Origin of the sequence: Azospirillum sp. B506, assembly GCF_000333595.1 — a bacterium.
Taxonomy (GTDB): domain Bacteria; phylum Pseudomonadota; class Alphaproteobacteria; order Azospirillales; family Azospirillaceae; genus Azospirillum.
Genome location: NZ_BADK01000642.1, coordinates 1 through 8,182, shown reverse-complemented (window position 1 = coordinate 8,182; position 8,182 = coordinate 1). Strand labels below are relative to the sequence as shown.

At 71.8% G+C, this 8,182-nt stretch carries 2 protein-coding genes; both read right to left on the bottom strand.

Annotated features, from left to right (window positions below; all coding sequences use genetic code 11):
• Window positions 1-1,566, bottom strand: a 1,566-nt coding sequence (locus tag I71_RS19045) for a beta-ketoacyl synthase N-terminal-like domain-containing protein (RefSeq protein WP_280109899.1), incomplete at its 3' end; no start/stop codon positions are given.
• 7 nt (window positions 1,567-1,573) lie between these two features.
• Window positions 1,574-8,176 carry a type I polyketide synthase gene (locus tag I71_RS19040; protein WP_244433921.1) on the bottom strand — a complete coding sequence of 2,201 codons (6,603 nt, stop codon included), beginning with the start codon at window positions 8,174-8,176 and terminating at the stop codon, window positions 1,574-1,576.
• Window positions 8,177-8,182: the final 6 nt, after the last annotated feature.

Sequence of the window (8,182 nt, the reverse complement as noted above, 5' to 3'; positions counted from 1 at the left end):
CCCGCCCGTGTGGGCCTGCTGCCGGACGCCGTCGAGCTGGCGTCCCAGCGACTTCACGCCGGCCGCCGCCACCTCCACGTCGTTGGCGAAGGAGGAGGAGATCTTTTCGACCTCCACACCGATCGTTCCACGGACACCGTTCAGCTCGGCGCGCAGTCCGACCAGCCGCGGGTGGCGGTCGCCGTAAATCTTCAGGGCGTCCGACATCTCGCGCAGCAGACTCGATTCCTGTTCCCGCAGCCGCTGGATCAGCGGGGACTGCAGCACATCCGTCGTCGATTCCGCACTTCCGCGCGACCGCAGCACGGAGCGCGCCTGATCCAGCCGCGCCTGCTTCTGCGCCAGATCGGACCGGGCGATGACCAGGCGGGAGTTGAGTTCCGACAGCTGCTGGTCGGTCAGGGTGACCTGACGGTCTCCCTTGCGGCGCAATCCGTTCTGCGAGCGGAACTCCTCGACGGCGAGCCGCGGCGGTGCCCCGGCCGGCGGTCGGCCCAGGGCTTCGGCCAGCGCTTCAACCTCCACCGGGTCGCCCAGGCGGGTGGCGGTGCCATGTGCTTCGATCAGGCCGATGGCATCGGGCGGCAGGCCGGCATCGTCGAGCGCCGCCCGGATCACCGCCGCCTGCGCCCGGCCGTTCGGTGCGGTCAAGCCGGCGGACCGGCCGCAATGATTGACCGCAGTGCCGCGGATGACTGCGTGGATGCGGTCGTCATCGGCCAGCGCATCGGAAAGCCGTTTCAGCACCACCGCACCGCCCCCTTCGCCGCCGACGAAGCCGTCGGCCCCGGCATCGAAGGTCCGGCAGGCATGGTCGGGTGACAGCAGTCCCATGCGTTCGAACGGTTCGATGCCGGCGCGCGAGCAGAAAATATTGGCAGCACCGACCAGCGCCATATCGGTTTCGCCCACCCGCAGGCTGCGACCGGCCAGATGCAGCGCCACCAGCGAGGAGGAGCAGGCGGTGTCCACCGCAAAGCTCGGCCCACCGAGATCGAGCAGATAGGACAGACGCCCGGCCAGCGCACTGGCCGATGCGCCGACACCGGAATAAAGATCGACCTCCACCCCCGCGGCGAACTGGCGGGTGACATAGGCATTGTCGCACAGGGCGGCGAACACGCCGGTGCGGCTGCCGCCCAGCCGGTCGCGCGGCAGCCCGGCATCTTCCAGCGCTTCCCACGCCAGTTCGAGGAACAGGCGCTGCTGCGGGTCCATCCGCTGTGCCTCGCGCGGGGTGATGCCGAAGAAACCGGCATCGAACCCCGCGGCATCTTCCAGGAAGGCGCCGAACAGCGGCCGTCCGTCGTCCTCCGCGCCGAACACCGCGTGCCGCCGGTCTTCGGGCAGGGCGCGCACGGCATCGAACCCGGCCGCCAATCGCGCCCAATAGGCATCCGGCGTGTCGGCACCGCCGGGAAAGCGGCAGGCAATGCCGATGATGGCGAGCGGTTCGGTCTGCGCCTCTTCCAGCGCGGTCAGGCGGCCATGCAGTTCCTCGACGACACGGACGAGCTTTTCCCGCGGCAGGCGTGCCACCTGATTAAACAGATCGTTGTCGTCCACTTAGGCCTCAATTCCCTGGATCGTCGGAGGGTTGGTCCGGGCCGTCATCCGGCCCGTCGATGCTCATCAGTACATCGGCCAGTGCGCTGCCGTGGCGCCGGGCTGCCGCAGCCGCACGGCGCGGCGGCCGGTTTGCGGAAGGCCCTGCCGGTGCCGCCAGGCTGCCGGAAACCGTTGCTGCCAGCGTCCCCTTTTGTGACGCACTTTCCTCCGGCAGGTTCAGCAGCCCCGCCAGCCGCCGGGCCATATCGCGGGGCGATGGATTGCTCCACACCAGGGTTCCCGGCACCTTGATGCCCAGTTCCGCCCCCAGGCGGCGGGACAGTTCCAGCGCCATGACCGAGGTGATGCCCAGCGCATTGACGTCGGCGGCGGCACCGATCTGTTCCGGCCGCAAGCCGGCGACCTGAGCCAGATGGTCGCAGACCGCCGATTCCAGCAGGGCGAGCCGTTCGGCAGCCGTGCCGGTTGCCAGCGCCTGCATCCGGCTGGCCGGCGCGGCAGCGGTGCCGACCGTCAACGCGGCATAGAAGGGGATGGTTCGCGCTTCCGGGAAGGCCGCGGTCCACAGCCTGCCATCCATCGGCATGACGGCCAGGTGCGCGGCATCGTGGCCAAGCAGATCGGCGAAGGCGCGCACCCCGTCTTCCGGCGCGATGGCGCGGATGCCGGCGGCGGCCAGGCTGCCATCGGCCACCGCCGAAGTGGCCAGGCCGGCCTCACCCCACGCCCCCCAGGCCAGACTGAGTGCCGGCAGTCCAGCCGCCCGGCGTCCGGCGGCAAGCGCGTCGAGAACCGCATTGGCCGCGGCATAGTTCGCCTGTCCCGGCGGGCCGAGCAGGGCCGCCGCCGAGGAGAACAGGACAAAGAAATCGAGCGGCCAGTCCCGGCTCAGCCGGTCCAGATGGAGTGCCCCGCCGGCCTTCGCCGCCAGGGCCGCTCGCCAGCGTGGCCGGTCCATGTCCATCAACCGGCCATCGGCCAGTATACCGGCCGCGTGGACGACGCCACGGATCGGACGGGCATCATCCCGGATGGCCTCCAGTGCCGTAGCGACCGCCGGGCCGTCGGCAAGGTCGGCATGGAGGATGTCGACCCGGATGCCGCGGGCGCGCAGCTGGGCGATCCGGTCGGCCGCGGCGCCGGCCGGGATGCTGCGGGCGATCAGCGTCAGCGCTCCCGCCCCCTGTCCGGCCAGCCATTCGGCGATGGCAATGCCAAGTGCGCCGGTCCCCCCGGTGATGAGATAGCGGCCATCGCCGCGGACCGGCACCGGCCGGACCGCACCGGCCGGCAGGCCGCGCACCAGCCGCGCCCCCTGTGCCCCGCCGGGGCCGAGGCGTATCTGCGTTTCCGGCCCATCCGCCAAAAGCAGGCGTGCCAACGGCCCGGCCTGATCCGGGCTGTCATCGGGGCCGCCAGCGAGATCGGCAAGGCTCGGGCGCAGTCCGGGATGTTCATGGGCCAGGACGCGACCCAGGCCCCACGCCGCCGCCGCCACCGGCGCCACCCGCTCGCCATGGGCGGCGGTGGCATTGCGGGTGACCAGCCACAGCCGCGGCGTTGCGCCGCCAAGGGTCCGCAGCAGCCGGACGATGGTGCCGCAGAGGGGGTCGGCGGCGGCAGGGTCGAACGCATCCGAATCCACATCCAGGGCCGGCAGATGGACGATGCCGCGCAGCGGCGGACCGGATGCCAGCCGGGCGGCAAGGCCGGGCAACGGTGCCTGCCAGTCGCCGCTATCGTCATCCGGCACCAGGTCCGCCGCCGGCAGAAGATCGACGGTGGCGCCGGCTGCCGACAGTTGGGCCGCCAATTCCAGCCCGACACCACCACGGTCGGCCAGCACCAGCCAGCGGCCCGGCATCGCGGCGGCTGGTGCCGGCTGCGGCAGGGCTTGCCATGCGACGTTGTAGAGCCAGTCGGCCGGTGTGGTTCCGGCGGTGCCGAGCAAGGCCGCGCGCTGCACGCTGCGCACGGCGATGTCCAGGGTCGCCAGCACCGTGCCGGCATCGTCGGCCAGTGTCAGGGTGCCGGTAAATGCCTCCGGCCGGGCCGCGTCGGCTTCGGCGAGACGGGCATGGACCCATAGTTGCCGGGGTGCGGCACCGATCGTCGCGAAATCGGCCGCACGGATTTCGACCGGCACGAAAATGCGACCGCGTGCCAGGGCCGCGGCCGGTCCCTCGGGCAGGGCGGCGGCGAAGGCGTGAAAGCAGGAATCGATCAGGCCGGGATGGGGACCGGTGGTGCCGTCGCCGAAATCGCCGCCCACCGGATCGACCAGACACAGGCTTTCGCCCGTGCGCCCGCCGATGCGGGCGATGCGGGGCAAAGCGGCATCGAGATGATAGCCGAGACTGCGCAGTTCCGCATATAGTCCATCGCCACTCCGTTCTTCCGGGCAGCCTGCCCGGAGGGCGGCAAGGTCGATCATGCTGCCGCCCAGTTCCGTTCCGGGCAGCACTTTGCCGTCCGCCTGAAGCTGCCAGTCATCCGCCCCGTCATCATCCGACGCGATTCCCGGCGCGCTGTAAATCCGCACGGTCCAGCCCGGTGCGTCATCCTGCGGGATCAGCACGGTACGCAGCCGGCAGGGCCGGTCTGCTTCCAGCACCAGCGATTGTTCCAGGCGCAGCCCCCGCAGCCGGTGCGGCGCACCCTTGCCGACACGGCGCGCGGCGGTCGAGACGATCGCGGCGAAGGCGGCTCCGGCCACCACCGTGCGCCCGTCGACCTTGTGGCCGGCCAGCAGGGCCGGCTCGTCGGCCCGCAACAGGGTTGCGAATTCGACAGTCGCCAGCGGCGATGACAGCCGCCGGCCGAGCAGCGCCGCCGTGCCGGACAGCGGCTTGCCCGGCAGGTGCGCGGACTGGGGCTGGGGTGTTTCCAGCCAGAATCGTTCGCGCTGCCAGGGATAGGATGGGAGGGTGACACAGCGCCCTGCCGGCTGGATCGCCGACCAGTTCAGCGCGGCGCCCTGGCTGTAGAGCAGCCCTGCGGCCCGCAGCAGGCCTGCCCGCTCGCCGCCGTCCCGCCGCATCGAGGCCAGCACCAGCCCGGCGGCACCCACCGTCTCCTGGACGGCGGGCACCAGCACGGGATGCGGGCTGATCTCGATGAACACGCGGTGGCCCTGGGCCGCGAGATCGGCCACGACCGGCGCCAGCAGCACCGGCCGGCGCAGATTGGCGCACCAGTAGTCCGCCTCCAGTGCCGCGGCCCGGGTCACCGGCCGGCCGCTGACCGTCGACCACAGGGTGCAGCGCGGTGCCTGCGAGTCCAGCGGCCCCAGCGTCGTCGCCAGTTCATCCAGGATGCCATCGACCTGGGCCGAGTGCGAGGCCACCGCCACCGGCACCAGCCGGGCGAACAGCCCGGCCGCCGACAGGTCGGCGACCAGCGCGGCGACCGCGGCGGCGGCGCCGGACAACACGGTCAGCCGCGGCCCGTTGCTGGCCGCCACCTCGACCCCCGGCCAGTCGGCCAGCCGGGCCTGGGCCTCGGCCAGCGACAGTTCGACCAGGGCCATCGCCCCCTGGCCGCGCAGCCGGTCGAGCAGGCGGGAGCGTCGGCAGATCACCCGCACCGCCGCCGCCAGCGACAGCGCGCCGGCGACATGGGCGGCTGCCGTTTCGCCCATGGAATGGCCGACCACGGCGGCGGGCACGATGCCCCAGGAGCGCCAGAGGGCGGCCAGCGCGACCTGCAGGGCGAACAGCACCGGCTGGACCACGGCGGTTTCGCCCAGGCGGGCGTCCGCCTCGGCGGCTTGCAGTTCGGCGATCACCGACCAGCCGGTCTCGGCGAGGATTGCCGCATCGCAGGTTTCCAGGGCGGTGCGGAAGACCGGTTCGCGGGCCAGCAGGTCGCGGCCCATGCCGAGCCATTGCGACCCCTGGCCGGGGAAGATGAAGACGATGCCGGGGGCGCCGGGGGAGAGGGCGGGGGTGGCCGGCGGCGGGGCGGTGCGTTCGTCGGCGGTGCCGGCGGCGAGGCTGGTCAGGGCCTGGGCCAGGCCGGGACGGTCGTCGGCGAGCACGGCGGCACGCACGGGATGGTGGCTGCGCCGGCAGGCGGCGGTGAAGCAGGCATCGGCCAGCGCCGGGGCGGCCGGGCCGGTGAGGTGCTGGGCCAGAGCGCCGGCCAGGGCACGCAGGGCCGGTTCGCTGCGCGCCGACAGGACCAGCAGGCGAGGGGCAGCGGCCTCGGGCATCGGTTCGTTGGCGGTGCTTTCCGGCGCCTCTTCGACGATGACATGGGCATTGGTGCCGGCCCAGCCGAAGGCGCTGACCCCGGCTGCGCGCCGGCTGGTGCCAGGCCAGGGTTGGGATTCTGCGGCGACTTGGATCGGCAGGTCGTCCCAGGAAATGCGCGGGTTGGGGGTGCGGAAATGCAGGGTGGGCGGGATCATGCCATGCCGCACCATCAGGGCCGCCTTGATCACGCCGGCCACCCCGGCGGCGGATTCCAGATGGCCCATATTGCTCTTGACCGAACCCAGCAGCAGCGGCGACGCGGCATCGCGCTGCGGCGCGAAGACCTGTCCCAGCGCCTCGACTTCGATCGGGTCGCCCAGGGCGGTGCCGGTGCCATGCGCCTCGACATAGCCGATTGCCGCCGGGTCCAGACGTGCCCGAGCCAAGGCCTGATGGATGACATCGCTCTGCGCGGCACCGTTGGGTGCGGTGAAGCTGTGGCTGCGGCCATCCTGGTTGACCGCCGAGCCGCGGAGGACGGCGACGACCGGATCGCCATCGGCCAGCGCATCGGCCAGCCGCTTCAGCACCAGGATGCCACAACCCTCGCCGCGGACATAACCGTCGCCGCGGGCATCGAACGGCTTGCACCGGCCATCCGGCGCCATGGCGCCCAGCTTGCTGAAATAGACCGTGTTTTCGGGCGACAGGATCAGGTTGACGCCCCCGGCCAGCGCCACATCGCTTTCGCCGTCGCGCAGGCTGCGGAAGGCCAGATGGATGGCGACCAGCGAGGATGAACAGGCGGTATCGATCGCCATGTTCGGTCCCTGGAAACCCAGCGTGTAGGAAATCCGCCCGACCGTGGCACTGAACTGGGTGCCGGTGCCGGCGAAGGCGTCGATCGCCCTGGGATCGCTGGACAGAAGCTGTCGGCGGGCATAATCCGACGCGCTGATGCCGATGAACACCCCGGTCCGGCTGCCGCGCAGATCGTCGGCAGGCAGGCCGGCATCTTCCAGCGCTTCCCACGCCACCTCCAGCAGCAGCCGTTGCTGCGGGTCGAGCGCGCGTGCCTCGCGCGGGGCGATGCCGAAAAAGCCGGCATCGAACCGGTCGATATCGGCCAGGCTGGCCATCCAGCGGGTGCTGATCTTGCCGGGGGCAGCCGGGTCTGGATCGTACCAGGCATCGATCTCCCAACGGTCCCGCGGGATTTCCGTAACCGCATCGGTACCGGCCATCAGTCGCGACCAGAAAGTACGGGGATCGTCGATCCCGCCGGGCAGCCGGCAGCCGATGCCGATGATGGCGATGGCATCGGCGGTACCGGCATTGATATTGGCGGGTGCCGGCCGGGCCGCGGGCACGGCGGCAGGCGCCGCCGCCCCGGCGATTTCCGGCAGCAGCCGGTCGGCGATATGGCCGGTCAGCGCCTCGACCGTGGGATGGCTGTAGGCGACGGTCGCCGGCAACGACAGGCCGGTGCTGCGCGCCAGGGCATCGCGCAATTCGATCGACGCCAGTGAGTCGAAACCCAGGGCGCTCAGCGGCTGATCGTCACGGAGCGGATCGGTTTCGGCAAGTCCCAGGACACGGCGCACCGCGGCGCGGACATGGGTGGCCAACAGGGCACGCCGGCCCGCCTCCGGTGCCACGATCAGGCTGTTCCGCAACCCGTCGCCATCCGCAGTCCGGCGTGCCGCAGGGACCAGCACCGACAGCAGCGGGTCCGGCCGTTCCAAGGTGGCGGCATAATCCGCCCAGCCGATATCGAGCAGCGCCAGCGTGCCCACCGGCCGGACCAGGGCCGCCGCCAGAAAGCGGCAGGCATCGTCGGCCGGCAGGGGCCGCATGCCGCGCATGCCCAGGCGCCGCTGCGCCTGATCGCCCAGCCGATGGGCCATGCCGCCATCTGCCCAGGCACCCCACTGGATCACCAGGGCCGGTTGCCCGGCGGCGGCGCGGCGGGCAGCCAGTGCTTCCATCGCCGCATTGGCCGCGGCATAGCTGGCCTGCCCCGCCGATCCGATCAGTGCCGCCGCGGAGGAGAACAGCACGAACAGATCAAGGTCGAGATCGCGCGTCACTGCATCGAGCACCAGCGCACCCAGCAGTTTGCCCCGGCCGGCGGTATCGAAGCTGCCGGCATCCTGCCGGTCCAGCGTGGCATCGGCCAGCGTGCCTGCAGCATGGATGATGCCGGCCAGCGGTGCCGCCCCCTCGGACAGGCCGCTTACCAGCGCCTGCATCGCCGCGGCATCGGCGATATCGGCCTGGATGACCTGCGCCCGGCAGCCCGCCGCTTCCAGCGCGGCAATGGCCGCTTCGGCATCCGCCGCCGGCGGTCGGCGCGCGACCAGGACAAGGTGACGGGCGCCGAGTTCGGCCAACAGGGTCGCGGTGCGCAAGCCCAG